General features: G+C 60.0%; 15 protein-coding genes. 11 read left to right on the top strand and 4 right to left on the bottom strand.

Going from position 1 to position 15872, the window contains the following annotated elements:
* The first annotated feature begins 4 nt into the window (after positions 1–4).
* The 5 genes from rnc to acpS are packed head-to-tail and all read left to right on the top strand — an operon-like array spanning position 5 to position 3485.
* Complete coding sequence (gene rnc / locus V6X73_RS00765; RefSeq protein WP_367958382.1) at positions 5–709, top strand: ribonuclease III; 705 nt, start codon at positions 5–7, stop codon at positions 707–709.
* Positions 706–1614, top strand: coding sequence for a GTPase Era (gene era / locus V6X73_RS00760; RefSeq protein WP_367958231.1), 909 nt, complete (start codon positions 706–708; stop codon positions 1612–1614). Before rnc ends, era begins: the two co-directional genes overlap by 4 nt.
* Positions 1611–2363: a DNA repair protein RecO gene (gene recO, locus V6X73_RS00755; RefSeq protein ID WP_367958232.1), complete on the top strand. Its 753-nt coding sequence runs from the start codon at positions 1611–1613 to the stop codon at positions 2361–2363. The genes era and recO overlap by 4 nt, the downstream gene beginning before the upstream one ends.
* Positions 2338–3087, top strand: a complete 750-nt coding sequence (gene pdxJ, locus V6X73_RS00750) for a pyridoxine 5'-phosphate synthase (protein WP_367958233.1) — start codon at positions 2338–2340, stop codon at positions 3085–3087. Before recO ends, pdxJ begins: the two co-directional genes overlap by 26 nt.
* A complete protein-coding gene (gene acpS, locus V6X73_RS00745) occupies positions 3084–3485 on the top strand; it encodes a holo-ACP synthase (protein WP_367958234.1) in 402 nt (133 codons plus the stop codon). The genes pdxJ and acpS overlap by 4 nt, the downstream gene beginning before the upstream one ends.
* Here the strand turns inward: acpS and V6X73_RS00740 are convergent.
* Together V6X73_RS00740 and xseA are read right to left on the bottom strand one after the other, a co-directional pair.
* Positions 3482–6967 (bottom strand): FAD-dependent oxidoreductase, encoded by a 3486-nt coding sequence (locus V6X73_RS00740; RefSeq protein ID WP_367958235.1) that lies wholly within the window; start codon positions 6965–6967, stop codon positions 3482–3484. The two genes, acpS and V6X73_RS00740, sit on opposite strands and share 4 nt — an antisense overlap.
* Positions 6968–7054: 87 nt before the next feature.
* The gene (gene xseA, locus V6X73_RS00735; RefSeq protein ID WP_367958236.1) at positions 7055–8413 is read right to left on the bottom strand and encodes an exodeoxyribonuclease VII large subunit; all 1359 of its coding nucleotides are present in this window, start codon (positions 8411–8413) and stop codon (positions 7055–7057) included.
* Positions 8414–8480: 67 nt separating this feature from the next.
* Here xseA and guaB point away from each other — a divergent pair, with 67 nt between their 5' ends.
* The 3 genes from guaB to V6X73_RS00720 all read left to right on the top strand — a co-directional run bounded on the left by guaB (position 8481) and on the right by V6X73_RS00720 (position 13097).
* Entirely contained in the window at positions 8481–9947 is a 1467-nt protein-coding gene (gene guaB, locus V6X73_RS00730; RefSeq protein ID WP_367958237.1) for an IMP dehydrogenase, read from the top strand.
* 4 nt (positions 9948–9951) lie between these two features.
* Positions 9952–11535 (top strand): glutamine-hydrolyzing GMP synthase, encoded by a 1584-nt coding sequence (gene guaA, locus V6X73_RS00725; protein WP_367958238.1) that lies wholly within the window; start codon positions 9952–9954, stop codon positions 11533–11535.
* 158 nt (positions 11536–11693) lie between these two features.
* Positions 11694–13097, top strand: coding sequence for a tyrosine-type recombinase/integrase (locus V6X73_RS00720; protein ID WP_367958239.1), 1404 nt, complete (start codon positions 11694–11696; stop codon positions 13095–13097).
* A 39-nt stretch (positions 13098–13136) separates the two neighbouring features.
* Here V6X73_RS00720 and V6X73_RS00715 read toward each other — a convergent pair whose 3' ends face one another.
* Together V6X73_RS00715 and V6X73_RS00710 are read right to left on the bottom strand one after the other, a co-directional pair.
* Positions 13137–13706 (bottom strand): tyrosine-type recombinase/integrase, encoded by a 570-nt coding sequence (locus V6X73_RS00715; RefSeq protein WP_367958240.1) that lies wholly within the window; start codon positions 13704–13706, stop codon positions 13137–13139.
* Between the two features lie 303 nt (positions 13707–14009).
* Positions 14010–14549 (bottom strand): hypothetical protein, encoded by a 540-nt coding sequence (locus tag V6X73_RS00710; protein WP_367958241.1) that lies wholly within the window; start codon positions 14547–14549, stop codon positions 14010–14012.
* A 62-nt stretch (positions 14550–14611) separates the two neighbouring features.
* Between V6X73_RS00710 and V6X73_RS00705 the strand changes: the two genes are divergently transcribed.
* From V6X73_RS00705 to V6X73_RS09555, 3 genes are all read left to right on the top strand, one after another.
* Complete coding sequence (locus V6X73_RS00705; RefSeq protein WP_367981190.1) at positions 14612–14983, top strand: DUF6626 family protein; 372 nt, start codon at positions 14612–14614, stop codon at positions 14981–14983.
* The gene (locus V6X73_RS00700; RefSeq protein ID WP_367958243.1) at positions 14976–15548 is read left to right on the top strand and encodes a hypothetical protein; all 573 of its coding nucleotides are present in this window, start codon (positions 14976–14978) and stop codon (positions 15546–15548) included. The genes V6X73_RS00705 and V6X73_RS00700 overlap by 8 nt, the downstream gene beginning before the upstream one ends.
* 156 nt (positions 15549–15704) lie before the next feature.
* The coding region (locus tag V6X73_RS09555) for a DUF1153 domain-containing protein (protein WP_407826503.1) at positions 15705–15872 on the top strand (168 nt) is incomplete at its 3' end.

Below are 15872 nucleotides of genomic sequence, written 5' to 3'. Positions count from 1 at the left end.
GGCGATGATGGATCTTCAGCGCCTTGCCGAGCGCATCGACTGGTCCTTTGGCAACCCTGAGCTGTTGCGGCAGGCGGTTACGCACCGCAGCGCCGCCGGGCCAAACAACGAGCGACTGGAGTTTCTGGGTGATGCGATCCTCAATTTCGTGATCGCCTCCGAGATCTTCCAGCGCCGCCCGGATCTGCGCGAGGGCGAGCTCAGCCGTTTGCGGGCGGCGTTGGTCAACAAAAATGCCCTGGCCGGGATTGCCCGCGACATCGCCCTGGGCCCGCATATTGTCCTCGGCAGCGGCGAGCTCAAAACCGGCGGGCGTCGGCGCGACTCTATCCTCGCCGATGCGCTGGAGGCACTCATCGGTGCAGTCTATCTGGATGGCGGTTTTTCGGCCGGCGAGGCACTGATCCTCAGGCTCTACGAGGGGCATCTTGCCGAGCTGCCTGATATGGAGGCGCTCAAGGACGCCAAGACCCGACTCCAGGAGTATCTTCAGGCCAGGCATCTGGCGCTGCCGCATTATGCGCTGGAGGAAACCCACGGCCGCGCCCATGAGCAGACTTTTCGCGTGACCTGTCAATGCGAGGCCCTGGCGCCGGTGGGCGAGGGGGTTGCCGCCAACCGCCGTCAGGCCGAACAGGCGGCCGCCGAGGATTTGCTCGCACAGCTGCAGGCCGACGAACCAATGGACAGTGGAGACAAACGCCCGTGACTGCCTCGGATTCGAGCCACGTCGCCGGGTTCGTGGCCCTGGTGGGGCGGCCCAACGTGGGCAAATCGACCCTGCTCAACGCCATTCTTGGCCGTAAAGTAAGCATCGCCACCCGCAAGCCCCAGACCACCCGACATCGCATCCTGGGGATTCATCACCGGGACGATGCCCAGATTGTCTACGTCGATACCCCCGGCCTGCACCAGGGCGGGCGGACGGCCATGAACCGTTACCTCAATGACGCCGCCGGCAGCGCACTCGCCGATGTGGATCTGGTGGTGATGCTCAGCGAAGCGAATCGCTGGCTTGAGGCCGATGACGCGGTGCTCAGCCGGCTGGAGGGCATTAACGCCCCGGTGATCAGCGTTTTGAACAAGGTCGATCGGCTGCGCGATAAAAACCGTCTGTTACCCAGGATCGCCGAGATGGCAGAGCGACGGTCATTCGCGGCGGTGGTCCCGGTCTCGGCGAGCCGCGCGGATAATCTCGACGGGCTCGAGGCTGAGATCGTCAAACATCTCCCCGCAGGCCCACCGCTTTTTCCGCCCGAGCAGGTCACCGATCGGGGCGAACGGTTCATGGTCGCCGAGCTGCTGCGCGAACAGCTCACGCTGATGCTCGGCGATGAGCTCCCCTACGCGAGCACCGTCGAGATCGAAGCCCTCGAAAGCGAGGGGCGCTTGCGTCGCATCGCGGCGGTCATCTGGGTCGAGCGACCCGGCCAACGGCGCATTGTCATTGGTGAGGGGGGCGAACGGATCAAGCGAATCGGTGCGGCCGCGCGCAAGGAAATCGAGCGCTGTCTGGGCGTGCGGGTCTATCTGAAGACGTGGGTCAAGGTCCGTGAGGGCTGGTCGGATGACGCCCGCATGCTCCAGGCGCTGGGCTATACCGAAGCGCAATGAGTGGCAGCGTCACTCGGGTTGAACTGGAGCCGGCCCTGGTGCTCCACACCCGCGATTACCGCAATACAAGCCTGCTGCTCGAGCTGATCAGCCGCGATCACGGGCGGGTCGGGCTGGTGGCGCGTGGGGTGCGGGGCCGGCGCAGTCCATCGGCCGGTCTGCTGCAGCCCTTCCAGCCGTTGGCCGTCTCCTGGCGCCGACGGGGGGACCTGGGCGCGTTGCAGGCGGTGGAATCGGCCGGGCGTCCGCTTGTCCTGCGCCATCGGCGCCTTGTCAGTGGCTTTTATGCCAACGAGCTGCTCATGCGACTGCTCCACCGGGACGACCCCCAGCCCGGGGTCTTTGCGATCTATCTCCAGTTGCTGGAAGGCCTTGCCGGTGATCAGCCCGAGGCGTCGCTGCTGCGCCGTTTCGAGCGTGATCTGTTGGCCCTGTTGGGCTATGGCCTGCCTCTGCAGCGCGACGTCAATGATCAGGCGCTGGTGCCGGATCAAGCCTACCGGTACGATCCCGCCATTGGTGCGATGCCCGTTGGCAGTCCGACGGGTCGGGATGTCGTCACCGGCCGGGTGCTGATCGGTCTTGCCGCCACACCCATCGAGGATTGGGTGGCCCGGCAGACCCGCGACATCATGCGATTGGCGCTACGCGCGCACATCGGTGAGCGCCCGCTCAAAAGCCGCGAGCTTTATGCCCGCTACACTGTCAAAGGAGATCATGACAATGGCGCATCATCAGGGCAGCCTTGAGCCCCTGCTTGGCGTGAACGTCGATCATGTCGCCGGCCTGCGTCAGGCGCGCGGCACACGCTACCCGGACCCGCTGCTGGCCGCGCACCTCGCCGAACAGGCTGGCGCCGATGCCATTACCATTCATCTGCGCGAGGATCGGCGCCATATCCAGGATGGCGATGTCGTGCGCCTGGCGGATTCACTGCAGACGCGCATGAATCTCGAGATCGCCATCACCGCAGAAATGCTGGATATTGCCGCCCGCACGGCCCCCTCGGACTGTTGTCTGGTGCCAGAGCGACGCGAGGAGCTCACCACCGAAGGGGGTCTGGATGTCGTGGGTGACCCGCAACGAGTGGCCGAGGCCTGTCAGCGGCTGGCGGATGCCGGCGTCCGGGTCTCGCTTTTTGTCGATCCCACCGCCGAGCAGGTCAAAGCGGCGCAGGCCGCCGGAGCGCCGGTCATCGAGCTGCATACCGGTGGCTTTGCCGATGCCCGGAGTGATGCCGACATCCACCGTGAATTCCAGCGTGTTCAACAGGCCGCCGAGCTGGGGCGCTCGCTAGGGTTGCAGGTGAACGCCGGCCACGGGCTGCATTATCACAACGTCGCACCGATTGCCGCGCTGCCATCGATCACCGAGTTGAACATCGGCCACAGTATCGTGGCGCGCTCGGTGTTCACCGGCCTTGAGGAAGCGGTGCGCGAGATGAAGCGCCTGATCCGCGAGGCGCGCCATTGAGCATCATCGGGATCGGTACCGATCTTGTCTCGATTCCCCGTATGGCGGGCATTCACGCCCGTTATGGCGCCCGGCTTGTCAGCCGCTTGCTCGCCGACAGCGAACAGGCCGCTTATCGGCGCATCGTTGCCTCGTCGCCGGGCGGGGCACTGGCCGATGCCTACCTGGCGCGGCGTTTTGCCGCCAAGGAAGCCGCCGCCAAGGCGCTCGGTTGCGGGATCGGGGCCGAAGCGGCGTTCCCCGAGCTGGTGGTCGGGCATGACCGTCAGGGCGCGCCGTTACTGCGCTTCTGCGGCCGGGCCGCGGCCCGGGCGAACCAGCTGGGGGTAGGCCGGGCCCATCTGTCCATCAGCGATGAGCGCGACCAGGCCCTGGCGTTTGTCGTGCTCGAGGCCTAGGACGCCGCCTGCTGTAGCACCTGCTCGAGCCACTGCCCGTTGAGCCGGTCGCTGAGACGATTTTGCTGCTGCCGGGCGGCCAGGTTGTCCAGATCGATCCAGGTCAATGGCTGATCCTGGCCGGCGCAGGAGAACACCGGCCGCGTGCGCTCGCCGGTCTCCGGGTCGATCTGCCACTGCAGGCACTGGGCGCAGACGCCCTGCATCATGCACTGCATCGGGCTGCCCACCGTGCCGAAGGCATCACAATCGGCGGCGAAGCGCGCCTTGAGCTCGCCCTGGACCGCCGACTGAAAGCCCTTCAGTAGCCCGGTGCCGCCCATGACCATGATCCGGTCGACGTCCGACAGCGGGATAGCGCCCTCTGCCGGTCCGATGTCGCCGTCTCCGTAACGGCGGACCACATCGATCATGTCGGTCGCCTGCAGGCTGATGTCCTGGGGCCGCCGGGGCTGGATGCACTCATCCTTGGCGGTGCACCAGATCACCTGGTCGGCGCCGGCCTCGAGTTCATCCTGGTGGTCGACGTCCCCGGCCGCGCCGAACGCGGCGACGTAGAGCACCCGGTTACCCGCCGCTCGCAGCGCGGCACCGATATCGAGCATCACCGCCGCACCCCAGCGGCCGGCCACCACCATAATGGTCCGGCCGGTGGGCATATCGGTCGGGGCACCGGTTGGCCCCATCAGCACCATTGGGTCACCGGGCTGGAGTCGACCCACAAGCCGTGGGCCTGCGCCCCACTGCAGGATCATCAGCCGGATACAGTCGTCCTTGACGCCGGTGCCCGAGACGGTGATGAGCGGTATCTGCAGCCGTGTGTCGTCCACCACCGGCGAGAGCGATTCGAATGTCTGCAGGCGAAAGAATTGCCCGGGGCGAAAGTTGCGCGCGGCCATCGGGGCACGCACCCAGAGCTCGACCATGGCCGGGTTGTCCCGTCGCACCTCCACCACTCGCGCGGTGAAAAGGTCATCCATTTCTTCGAGGAAATCCTCATGCAACCGGCCGGTGGCGGGTGGCTCGTGTGTCATCGCCGCCAGGACATAGGGGTAGGTGCGCATGCCCGATGCGATCGCCTTGACCACGCTGCCATGGAACGCCGGGTGGGTATCGCCGATAAAGCTCACCCGCCGTCCGCCGTTATCGTAAGAGGTCAAGGGGCCGAATACCGGGGTTTTGCAGTGATCGGCGTCGTCGACGGGCTCCAGCCCCGCCGCGGTGGGCTGATGGGGCAGAAAGTGATTGCCCTGGAGCTGGAAGGTGCCGGCGTGCTCGCGTTCGTAGATGGTATTGGGCACGGTCCCGGCGGCGATAAAAATGGCGCGGGCCGGCAGGCGACGCTCGGTGCCGGTGGCGGCCCAGTGACCGTCCTGCCTTTGCAGCTCGCGGCAGACCAGGGCGCTGACATGGTTGTGTTCATCCACCTCGGCCCGCAGCGGCTCAAGCCCCTCGGCGTAGAAAAGCGCCTCTTCGGTGGCCTTGGTGACCTCTTCGTGATTGCGCACATAGGCGGGCGAGTCGGTTATGCCCTTGCGATAGGCCACGGTGACACCGCCCCAGGCGCGCAGCAGGGGATTGAAATCGGGCTCGCGCTGGGCCCTGGCGGCTGCCTCGCGCTCCTGGCGAATGGCGCGGCCGTGTTCGAGAAACTCCGCCAGGGTGGCCGCGTCCTCGTCGTTGAGCCCGGCAGTTACTGCCTCGGTGCCCAGGCGTTCGCTCAGCCGCTCGTAGCGCTCGAGGATCTTCTCGACCTGCTTGATGTAATACGCCTGCACCTCGGTGGCGGTGTCGATGCCGGTCAGACCGCCACCGACCACCACGGCGGGCAGCCGGACCTGCAGGCTGGCCAGGCTCGATGCCTTGGCCGCGCCGGTCAGCTGCAATGCCATGAGAAAGTCGCTGGCCTGACGCATGCCGCGGGCGAGGCTGTTGCCCATGTGCACGACCCGCGGCAGTCCGGCACCGGTGGCGTTGACCACATGATCGAAGCCCAGTGACCAGGCATCCTCGAGGGTGACCGTGCCACCCAGGCGCACGCCCCCGAAGACCCGGAAGTTGTGCCGCCGCGCGAGCGTCAGATAGATGAGCTTGAGAAAGTTCTTGTCCCAGCGAACAGTGATCCCGTATTCGGCCACCCCGCCAAAGCCCATGAGGATACGCTCGTCGAGGTCTTCCTGAAGATCCGACCAGCGCTGGACGGGCTGTTGCAACAGCGCCTCGGGCAGGGGCTCGATCTTGAGTCCGTCGACGCCGACCACAGCGGTGCCCGACATGGTCAGGTGGTGTGCCATGGTAAAACCGGCCGGCCCCATCCCGGCGACCAGCACACGCCGGTTGTTGTCCGGTTGCTGGATGTATTGCTCGCGACGCAGCGGGTTCCAGCGCGTGAGCAGGTGATAGAGCTCGACACCCCAGGTCAGATCCAGGCTGTCGGTCAGCACCCGGGTCTCGATCTGGGGGATATTGACCGGGTCCTGCTTTTGGTAGATGCAGCCTTTCATGCAGTCATTGCAGATCCGGTGGCCGGTGGCCGGCACCATGGGGTTGTCCACCATGATCATGGCAAGGGCGGCGAGGTTGTACCCGTCGCGCCGCAGCACGTGCATCTCCGAGATTTTCTCTTCGAGCGGACAGCCGGTCAGCGTCACCCCCAGTGGGTCTTTCTTGAAACCCTCATCCGGGCTGCCCTTTTTCTGCGGGAATCCCCGCGAGCAGAAATCGCCCTGGTGATCGTGGCAATAGATGCAGTAGTGCACCTCGCTTTGCACATCCCGTGGGGTCATGCGTGCATCGGTGAGTGAAAACCCGTCGCGTTGACGCCATTGCCCGGGGTCGGCCTGAAGGCGCGTCACCCCGTCGACCTCGACGGACTCGGTGGGCACGCGGTCGAAGTGATCCACCCGCTCGGGCAGTCGAAAGCTTGCCCAGCCGGCCACCCGGCGCTGGCCTTCAGGCGTCTGCCGGGCCAGCTTGCACCAGGCGGTCAGGGTCTCGATGACCTCGGCATTGGCGGTCTCGTCATCCAGCAACGCCATGGCAAACCGCGCCAGTGCCCGCTCTTCGTCGCCCTCTTCGATATGCCCCACGCCGGCGTGCACCGCGGCATCCAGCTCGGCAAAGCTGTATTCAATGGGTTTGCGGTACTTTTTGACGCGCTTCTGGACGTAGGCCTGCTTGAACTGCATGACCACGTCCTCGGCGAGGATGGATTCACGCAGTCCGGCAAGTTCGGACTCGATCCCGAAAAGCCGCCCCAGGAAGGCCTCGACGTGGGGGGCAAGGCTGATCAACAACTCGCTGTTCTGAGTGCCGGGTAGATCCTCGTCGCGTTGCCGATAGGCTTTCAACGCCTCGGCCAGGGCCGGCGCGCTGGCGGTCAGCTCGTTGACAAAGGCCTCATCCAGTCGAGCGAGGCCGGCGGGCGTCTGGATGGTGGCGAAGTCCAGATCGTAGCGAGAAAGCGCGGTGTTGAGATCCATGGGTTCCCTGAAACTGAGTTGGGAAAGTGGGCATGATGCGCGTGCCCTGTCGGAGCAACAAGCCAGCGCGCATACGGTTTTGTCCGATCACTCGGTTCGTTCGTCGTCATCGACTCGCTGCACGATGGCATCAAGCCGGCCACTGGCCAGTCGTGCATGGATCGCGGCGCCGGGCTGAAGATCGCTGGCTCGCCGCAGGATGTGCCCCTCGGGGCTTTGAACAATGGCGTAGCCCCTTTGCAGGGTCGCCAGTGGGCTCATCGCCTCGAGCGCCCGGGCGCTGGCGGTGAGTTGCGCCTGGCGGCGAGCAACGGCTTCGCGGGTCTGGCTGCCGAGGCGTTGTCGCAGTGTTTCGACCCGACGCTGGCCCTCGCGCACCCGTTGGCCGGGGTTGGCGGCCCGTAGGCGCCTGCGGGCGCTTACCAGTTGCTCGCCACGGCCTTGCAGCCGACGGTTTATCGCGTGGCGCAGCCTTTGATCGAGCTCATCCAGCCGCTGGCTGCGGTCGCGCAGCCGACGTCCGGGGTGTTGCGAGTCCAGTCGACGACCGAGCTGCAAAAGCCGCTCCTCCTGACGCTGGAGCAACCGCTGCAGGGTGCCTGCCAGCCGCGCCGACCGATCGACGAGGCGCTGATGGATGGCCGTGCCATCGGGCGAGAGACGTTCGGCGGCCGCCGATGGGGTGGCAGCGCGCTCGTCGGCGACAAAATCGGTGATGGCCATATCCACCTCGTGGCCAACGGCACTGACCACCGGCAGCTGCGAGGCGGCGATGGCCCGGGCGAGATGCTCGTCGTTGAAGGCCTGGAGGTCTTCCAGTGATCCCCCGCCGCGGGTGATCAAAAGCACATCCACTTCGGCGCGTTCGTTGGCAAGGCGAATTGCCGATGCCATCTCGGCCGCGGCGTGATCGCCCTGGACCGCGGTCGGGTATATCAGCACGGGCAACGCCGGAAAACGTCGCTTCAAAACGCTCAGCACATCCCGAATGGCCGCCCCGGTGGGTGAGGTGATGACCCCGATGCGACGGGGCAGGGCAGGTATGGGTTGTTTGGCCTGTTCGGCGAACAAGCCCTCGGCCGAGAGCCTGGCTTTCAGCGCCTCAAAGGCGCGTTGCAACTCGCCGTCGCCGGCCGGTTCCATATGCTCGACGATCAGCTGATACTCGCCACGCGGGGCATAAAGACTGATCCGCGCACGCAGCCGCACCCGCTGGCCGTTGTCGGGGCTGAATCGAAGCCGCTGGGCACGGTTGCGAAAAAGCGCACTGCGAACCTGGGCGGCTTCATCCTTGAGGCTGAAATAGCAGTGTCCCGACGCCGGTCTTGCCAGGTTGGAGATTTCTCCTTCGACCCAGATCAGCGGGAAAGCCTGTTCCAGCAGCTGCCGGACGGCCTGGTTGAGGCGGCTGACGGTGTAAATCTCTGCTTGGGCGGGCGCGTCCATGGCGACAAGGGTATCAGTCCGAGTACAATGATCGGTTAATCAATCGCTGCCAGATGAGGACGTCCCCATGCAGATTGCCCAGGAAGCCCTGACATTCGACGACGTCCTGCTGCTGCCCGACTACTCCGAGATCCTGCCCAAGGATGTCGATCTGACCACCCGTATCACTCGCGAGATCGCGCTGAACATCCCGTTGCTCTCGGCGGCCATGGACACGGTCACCGAGGCCCGACTGGCCATTGCGCTGGCCGAGCAGGGCGGCATCGGGGTCGTCCACAAGAGCATGGACATCGAGGCCCAGGCCCGCGAGGTGCGCACCGTCAAAAAGTTTGAAAGCGGCGTGATCAAAGAGCCCATTACCGTGGGGCCCCAGGCCAGCATCCGCGAGGTGCTGCTGCTCATGGGTCAGCACGGCATCTCCGGCGTCCCGGTGGTGGAGGGTCGTCGACTCAAGGGGATTGTCACCAGCCGCGATCTGCGGTTTGAAACCCGACTGGATATGCCCGTGACCGAGGCGATGACGCCGGAAGGCCGGCTGGTGACGGTCCAGGAGGGTGCCGAACGCGACGAGATCCTCACATTGCTGCACCGTCACCGCATCGAAAAGCTGCTGGTGGTCAACGGCGATTTTCAGCTGCGCGGCATGATCACCGTCAAGGACATCCAGAAGGCCGAGGACTTCCCCAACGCCTGCAAGGACGAGCAGGGACGGCTTCGGGTCGGGGCTGCGGTCTCGACCGGGGTTGGCACCGAGGAGCGGGTTGAGGCACTGGCCGAAGCGGGGGTGGATCTGCTCGTGGTCGATACCGCCCATGGTCACAGCCGTGGGGTGATGGATCGGGTGGCCTGGGTGAAAAAACACTTTCCGGATGTCCAGGTGGTTGGCGGCAACATCGCCACCGGCGACGCCGCGACGGCGCTGGTCGAAGCGGGCGCGGACGCCGTGAAAGTGGGCATCGGTCCGGGATCGATCTGCACCACCCGGGTTGTGGCAGGCGTGGGCGTGCCGCAGATCAGTGCCATCGACAATGTGGCCACCGCGCTGCAGGGCCGGGATGTGCCGATTATCGCCGATGGCGGGATCCGCTATTCGGGGGATATGGCCAAGGCCATCGCCGCCGGGGCCCACTGCGCGATGATGGGCAGCATGTTCGCCGGCACCGAAGAGGCACCCGGTGAGGTGGAGCTCTACCAGGGACGCAGCTACAAGTCCTATCGCGGGATGGGGTCGATCGGCGCCATGGCCGGCAGTCAGGGGTCATCGGATCGCTACTTCCAGGAAAACGCCGATGATGTCGAGAAACTCGTACCCGAGGGCATCGAAGGCCGGGTCCCCTACAAGGGGCCGGTTGGTGTCATCATCCACCAGCTTCTGGGCGGGCTGCGGGCGAGCATGGGCTATTGTGGCTGCGCGAGCATCGACGCCTTCCGTACCCGGGCGCGCTTTGCCCGCATCACCAACTCCGGCGTTCGCGAGGGCCATGTCCACGACGTGAGCATTACCAAAGAAGCGCCTAACTACCGCAGCGATTGAGGCCATGACCCGCGACATCCATGACGAGCGGATCCTGATACTGGACTTCGGCTCGCAGTACACCCAGCTGATCGCCCGGCGCGTCCGAGAAGCCGGCGTTTATTGCGAAATCCGTCCCTGGGATGTGGATGGTGCGGCCATCCATGACTTCGCCCCCCGCGGCGTGATCTTGTCCGGCGGGCCGGAGTCGGTGCACGAGGACAACGATGAGACCCCGCGGGTGGATGATGCGGTTTTCGCCACCGGGGTGCCGGTGCTGGGGATCTGCTACGGGATGCAGGCACTGGCCCACCAACTGGGCGGCGCGGTCGAGGCCTCGTCCACCAAGGAGTTCGGCTATGCAGAGGTGCGCGCCCGGGGGCATTCGGTACTGCTCAGGGACATCGAGGATCGCACCAATGCCGAAGGCCACGGACTGCTTGATGTCTGGATGAGCCACGGCGATCGGGTCGCTGAGCTTCCTGGCGGGTTCAAGGTCATCGCCAGCACGCCCTCGGCGCCCATTGCCGGGATTGGCGATGATCAACGCGGCCTCTACGGGCTGCAGTTCCATCCCGAGGTGACGCACACCCGGCAGGGTCAGCGGATACTGGCACGCTTTGTCCACGAAGTCTGTGGCTGCAAGGGCGATTGGACGGCCGGCAACATCATCGACGATCTGGTCGCCCGCGTCCGCCAGGAGGTGGGCGACGAGAATGTGCTGCTGGGGCTTTCCGGTGGTGTCGACTCCTCGGTGGTGGCGGCGCTGCTTCACAGAGCCATTGGCGATCAGCTCACCTGCGTTTTCGTCGACAACGGGCTGCTGCGACTGGCCGAGGGTGACGAGGTCATGCAGACCTTTGCCCGCCACATGGGCATCCGGGTCATTCGGGTCGATGCCGAGGATCGCTTTCTCGACGCCCTGGCCGGTGAGGCCGACCCGGAGGTCAAGCGCAAGATCATTGGCCGGACCTTTATCGAGGTCTTCGACGAAGAGGCCGGCAAACTCGATGACATCCAGTGGCTTGCCCAGGGCACCATCTACCCCGATGTCATCGAATCGGCCGGCGCCAGCACCGGCAAGGCCCACGTCATCAAATCCCACCACAATGTCGGCGGGCTGCCGGCGCGCATGAACCTCAAGCTCCTCGAGCCGTTGCGCGAACTTTTCAAAGACGAGGTACGCCGCATCGGCCTCGAGTTGGGACTGCCTGCCGAGATGATCCACCGCCACCCCTTCCCCGGCCCGGGCCTGGGCGTGCGCATCCTCGGCGAGATCCACAAGGCATATGCCGATTGCCTGCGACAGGCCGACGCCATCTTCATCGAGGCGCTGCGCGAGAGCGGCTGGTACGAAAAGACCAGCCAGGCCTTCGCGGTCTTTCTGCCGGTGAAGTCCGTGGGAGTGACCGGCGATGGCCGGCGTTATGAGTGGGTGGTGGCGTTGCGCGCGGTGGAAACCATCGACTTCATGACCGCTCGCTGGGCGCATCTGCCCTATGATTTTCTCGATCATGTCTCGCGGCGGATCATCAACGAAATCGAGGGCGTCTCGCGGGTGGTCTACGACATATCCGGCAAGCCGCCGGCGACGATCGAGTGGGAATAGACTCGGCCCGGTAAGCCATTGTTTTTAAACAAAATGCTACATACACAAAACTTTCACACGGCCGTAAGTGATTGATTTTTATATGCCAGCAAGCTAATGTTGCACAAAGTGTGACACACGGACGCACTTATCGCGTCTCATAGTCCCGGTACGCCCAAATGCCAATAAAGAATAAGCCAGACGGTGAGTCGGAGATATCAATCTTTGATGAAGCAGTCATCTACAAGAGAGGGGATTATTGGCAGTTTAGGATGTGGCTTAACAAGGAAGGTCGTTACCTAAGGCAATCACTAAAGACCAAAAAGGTTGCAACAGCCAAAGATTTAGCCCAAAAGATATTCTATCGGATTAAGCACGATGAGGAAGTAGGTCGTAGGCAGTTCTCCAAGACTGCGAAGCAGGGCGTTGAGGAGTATCTTCAAAGCCGGTGTGAGGATGTAGAAATTGGTGTCATTAAAAAAGGTAGGTACGGCACCATTAAAACTCACTTGACGCACTGGTTGGACTTCATTGGCAGAGATGAAAAACTACGAGATCTGAGACAGCTGGATTGTGAAGGATATGTGAGTTTTCGCGTTAAAAACAACAAAAATTATTCTGTCTCAAAATCTACCATTGCGAATGAGCAATCCACTATAAATGCAATGGTCGGCTGGCTTTACCGAAAAAAAGAAGTAGAGATTCCGCGGTTTGAGTTTCAAAAGGTTGCCAAAAGAAAGGATGCCAAAGACACCGTAGAAAGGAGTGTTTTTACTATAGAAGAGCTGAGTGCTTTGGAAGAAATCCTTCTTAGTCTAATTGCAGAATCAAAAAAAGATCTAACAAATCAAAAAAATATCCGGAAGCTTGTTGCTTGTTACTACCTTTATATTTCAATGCAAACTGGGTTGCGTCGTGGGGAGGCTTTGCAATTGACTTGGGGGGACATAGAGTTCAAAGAATTGCCAGTACGCTATGGGTATTTTGACAAAGCATTGCCAATTGCACCGCAGATTGCTCGTCTTAAAATTAACGCAAGTCGTGAAAGCAGCAAAAGCAATTCAAAAAAAGCGATTAGGGGCGATGTTGATTGTGTCCAAGATACAGTTGAATATGCAAATGTTACTGTTCGTGAAGATACGACCAAGGTTAAAAGTGAGCGAACTTTTATAGCTCCGGCGGAGCCATTCTTAGAACTTCAAAATGCTCAGCTGAGCCTTTCCCTAGAAAAAAACAATAGCACTGAAGTTGAGCGTCCAACCACCAAAACACTAATATTTTCTACGGTTGCAGGGAAGCACCTTTCTTATAGAGCCATTGCGTACTGGTTCTCCTATGTGATCCACCAAGCGAAGATTGAAAATCTTGATAAAAGGAATATCGTTCCTTATAGTTTCCGACATACCTACATTACAAATAGAGTAAATGCTAATCATCCTCCAATGGCTATAGCCGAAGATTGTGGTACCAGTCTTGAGCAAATAACTAATACATATTACCACACCACAGATAGGAAACGGATCGCAAACGCTTTCCCAGATTCCTATTTTGATGGAAGTGCTTTATACCCTTACGATCACTGACGCGAAAAATTTTCCTTGTGGTCGGGGTTATTTTGATTTTTATATCAACTCTGCTGCATTCCTCTTCATCTCATCATTGACTGTTACATATTTCATTGTGGTTTGTAATTGCTGGTGTCCTGCCATATCAGCCAATACGAATACGCTCACACCTTTCTGACTCAGCCGGGTAAGCCAAGTACGCCTACCGCTGTGAGATGTTGCCCCAGTGATGCCGGCACGCTCATATAGGCGTTTGAGATGCTGTGCGGCAGTGTTAGGTGTGAAGTGGCTGGCCTTCTGAGTAGAAAATAGATAGCCGTGTGCCGGAATACGCTCTAATGCATTCGTGTATTGCTGCAGGTGGCGTTGCATCTGTCTTGGAAGAATCGCTTTCCGGGCACACTTGCTCTTGGTCTTCTCTGCACTGAGAGTGATTTCATCCAGCACCTTGCCACTGGTGTCCATCACTTCATCAAATGTTAAAGTAGCCACTTCACCCACCCTTAGACCACAAAGATGTGTCAGCAATATCATTGATGTATCTCTCAGGGGATATCTGCTGCACGAATTAGTGACATCAATCACCTGTTTCAGTTGGGTCTTTTTAAGCGTTCGTGCTTGAGGCATATATTCTTACCTATATGTCATTTTAATATTCTGTGGAAGTGTTATTGTTATATTTTATTTGAACAGGAAGATAAAACGATATCAAGTGGCTCTTGGAATCAATGAGTTAAGTGGATATGTCACTCTTTACTTCTTTCTAAACATTTCTTTGATTGCTCACCATCATTGAGTGGTTCTTATCATTGAGATGTTTGAGTTGATAGTTGAAGAGTGGTTATGTGAGTAAGAATTCATTTATTCTGGGTGAAAATCAAACTACGCTCTGCGGAACGCATCTCAATATATGTCAATCTTCGCTAACCTTCAGTCTGCGAAGAGAGGGCTTCGTGGCAAGTGTGTTGCTTCCAGAGCCAAGGAATCAGATATAGAGCCGGGTTGGGTGTTTTCTTTACAGATATAAAAAGTCAAATCAGGCCTATCATCATAATTCTGCGTCATAATGTTGCGACGCTGTCCGCACTTATCTGCCCAGCAATACTCAAACAGCGTCGCAAGCCGAGCCGGATTCCGCCACTTCTCTGGTAAATTCCCAATCATCAGGTTTATATGCACGGAAACCTTTCCCATTTCACTGGGCTTGAGTCCTTCTATGGTGGCGATTGTGGCTGGACGATACTCGTCTGGTCTTCTTGTAACCCTGTTGCCGTGTCCCTTATGAATTCTTTTGGCCATTCTGTTGAGGGCGTGGTTTAGGTACTGTCCGGTCTTGGACTTTATGTCTTCAATGGCCACTATTGGCTTGTCTTTGGCGGAGTACTGGGTATGAGCCACTATGTAGTGCGTCATTATGTGTCTTTCGTTGTTCAGCCAATCGGTCACATCCTTATTTGTATAATCTCTCATTGTCTTTCCTATAAATAACAGTGCGTGGTCGCACTTGCGGTTATTTATGAATGGAGAAAGAAATGGCGATAAATTTTTTGGACGAGGTTTATACCCAGTTGGAACAACTGGATTTGGTTAGCAGCAGGAGGGAGTTCTGTGAGCAGTGGTTAGGAAGGGCAGAGGGATATGTGCGGACGCTGCGGTTCTATCGTTATCAGCCGAGTGTTGATGTGCTGTCAGTGTTGGCTAACCGACTGGACCACTATGCAAGACACTTTTCCAAGTCTGATGTGGTCGTGCAGGAGCGGTTGGAGACGCTTAAAGGCGACTGCTGGCGTGATATTGAGCAACGTAGTCGGCTTGCGTGGATGAGGGCTGAAGCCAGTCGGTCACGAGAGCGGCGTCAGGGTGATGATGTAGAGACCCAATACAAGGAATCCATGAATGGCTGAGCAAGGTACCACTCCTCGCGAACAACTCGTCCTCAGGCATAGAGCCGATAGTGATGGGGACTGGCTGGTAGAGGTTGGCAAGAACAATCCTCGTCGCTGGCAATCAGTGGTTGAGGACATAACGCTAACGCTCACCTCGGTTAGGGCTTTTGTTGAGCGTTCTTTTGTATCAGGTGACCCCATTGCGGGGGCTGACACCAGCGTGGATGCAGATTTCGGTGATGCTTTGACGCTAAGCGGCGTTTCCCAGCAGGCGGATGATGGAACGCAGGTTTATGGGATTGATATCTCTGAGGACGATGCGGAGTACCTAATCGCTCAGCGAGTAGATAGCAACATTGGGATAGACCTTATAGGCAGGACACCAGAGGCGTTCCAAGAGGATAGCCCAAAGAGTCCTTACATCTCGGAGGTCTTCGTGAGCACAGATGGTTGGTACTACGGCGATGCTGAAAGCGTGCAGTTGCTTTTTGATGTTCCAGAAGCCGACTTGAGACAGTTATACGATGTTTTCGGTGATGGGAAGACGGAGAGGCTTGAACTCCAGATTTCGCTGAAGAGATGAAGTGACCCCCTCCAGAACTGCACAGGTTAGAGTGCAGATGACAGGAGGGCATCATGAACGACGAAGCACCCGTCAAACGCTGGACCGCCAAACGCAAATCTGAAGTGACCCCCTCCAGAACTGCACAGGTTAGAGTGCAGATGACAGGAGGGCATCATGAACGACGAAGCACCCGTCAAACGCTGGACCGCCAAACGCAAATCGGCGGTGGTGATCGATATCTTCAAGGGCAAGACCACGCCAGTTGAGGTAGCCCGGCAGCATGACCTCACCGTTGCCGAGGTCGAGCGTTGGGTTGAGGAAGCCGAGCGGAGCATGGAGAAC

The sequence above is a fragment of the Spiribacter pallidus genome, from assembly GCF_040838495.1.
Classification (GTDB): Bacteria; Pseudomonadota; Gammaproteobacteria; order Nitrococcales; family Nitrococcaceae; genus Spiribacter; species Spiribacter pallidus.
The sequence above is the reverse complement of the archived record's forward strand: the minus strand, read 5'-3'. Positions and strand labels throughout refer to the sequence as shown.

Bases quoted from the DNA above. Each gene is read 5' to 3' on its own strand.
- recO (WP_367958232.1), top strand. From the start codon at position 1,611: ATGAGTGGCAGCGTCACTCGGGTTGAACTGGAGCCGGCCCTGGTGCTC.
- guaB (WP_367958237.1), top strand. From the start codon at position 8,481: ATGCAGATTGCCCAGGAAGCCCTGACATTCGACGACGTCCTGCTGCTG.
- V6X73_RS00700 (WP_367958243.1), top strand. From the start codon at position 14,976: ATGGCTGAGCAAGGTACCACTCCTCGCGAACAACTCGTCCTCAGGCAT.
- rnc (WP_367958382.1), top strand. From the start codon at position 5: ATGATGGATCTTCAGCGCCTTGCCGAGCGCATCGACTGGTCCTTTGGC.
- xseA (WP_367958236.1), bottom strand. From the start codon at position 8,413: ATGGACGCGCCCGCCCAAGCAGAGATTTACACCGTCAGCCGCCTCAAC.
- guaA (WP_367958238.1), top strand. From the start codon at position 9,952: ATGACCCGCGACATCCATGACGAGCGGATCCTGATACTGGACTTCGGC.
- V6X73_RS00705 (WP_367981190.1), top strand. From the start codon at position 14,612: ATGGCGATAAATTTTTTGGACGAGGTTTATACCCAGTTGGAACAACTG.
- V6X73_RS00740 (WP_367958235.1), bottom strand. From the start codon at position 6,967: ATGGATCTCAACACCGCGCTTTCTCGCTACGATCTGGACTTCGCCACC.
- V6X73_RS00720 (WP_367958239.1), top strand. From the start codon at position 11,694: ATGCCAATAAAGAATAAGCCAGACGGTGAGTCGGAGATATCAATCTTT.
- V6X73_RS00715 (WP_367958240.1), bottom strand. From the start codon at position 13,706: ATGCCTCAAGCACGAACGCTTAAAAAGACCCAACTGAAACAGGTGATT.
- V6X73_RS00710 (WP_367958241.1), bottom strand. From the start codon at position 14,549: ATGAGAGATTATACAAATAAGGATGTGACCGATTGGCTGAACAACGAA.
- pdxJ (WP_367958233.1), top strand. From the start codon at position 2,338: ATGGCGCATCATCAGGGCAGCCTTGAGCCCCTGCTTGGCGTGAACGTC.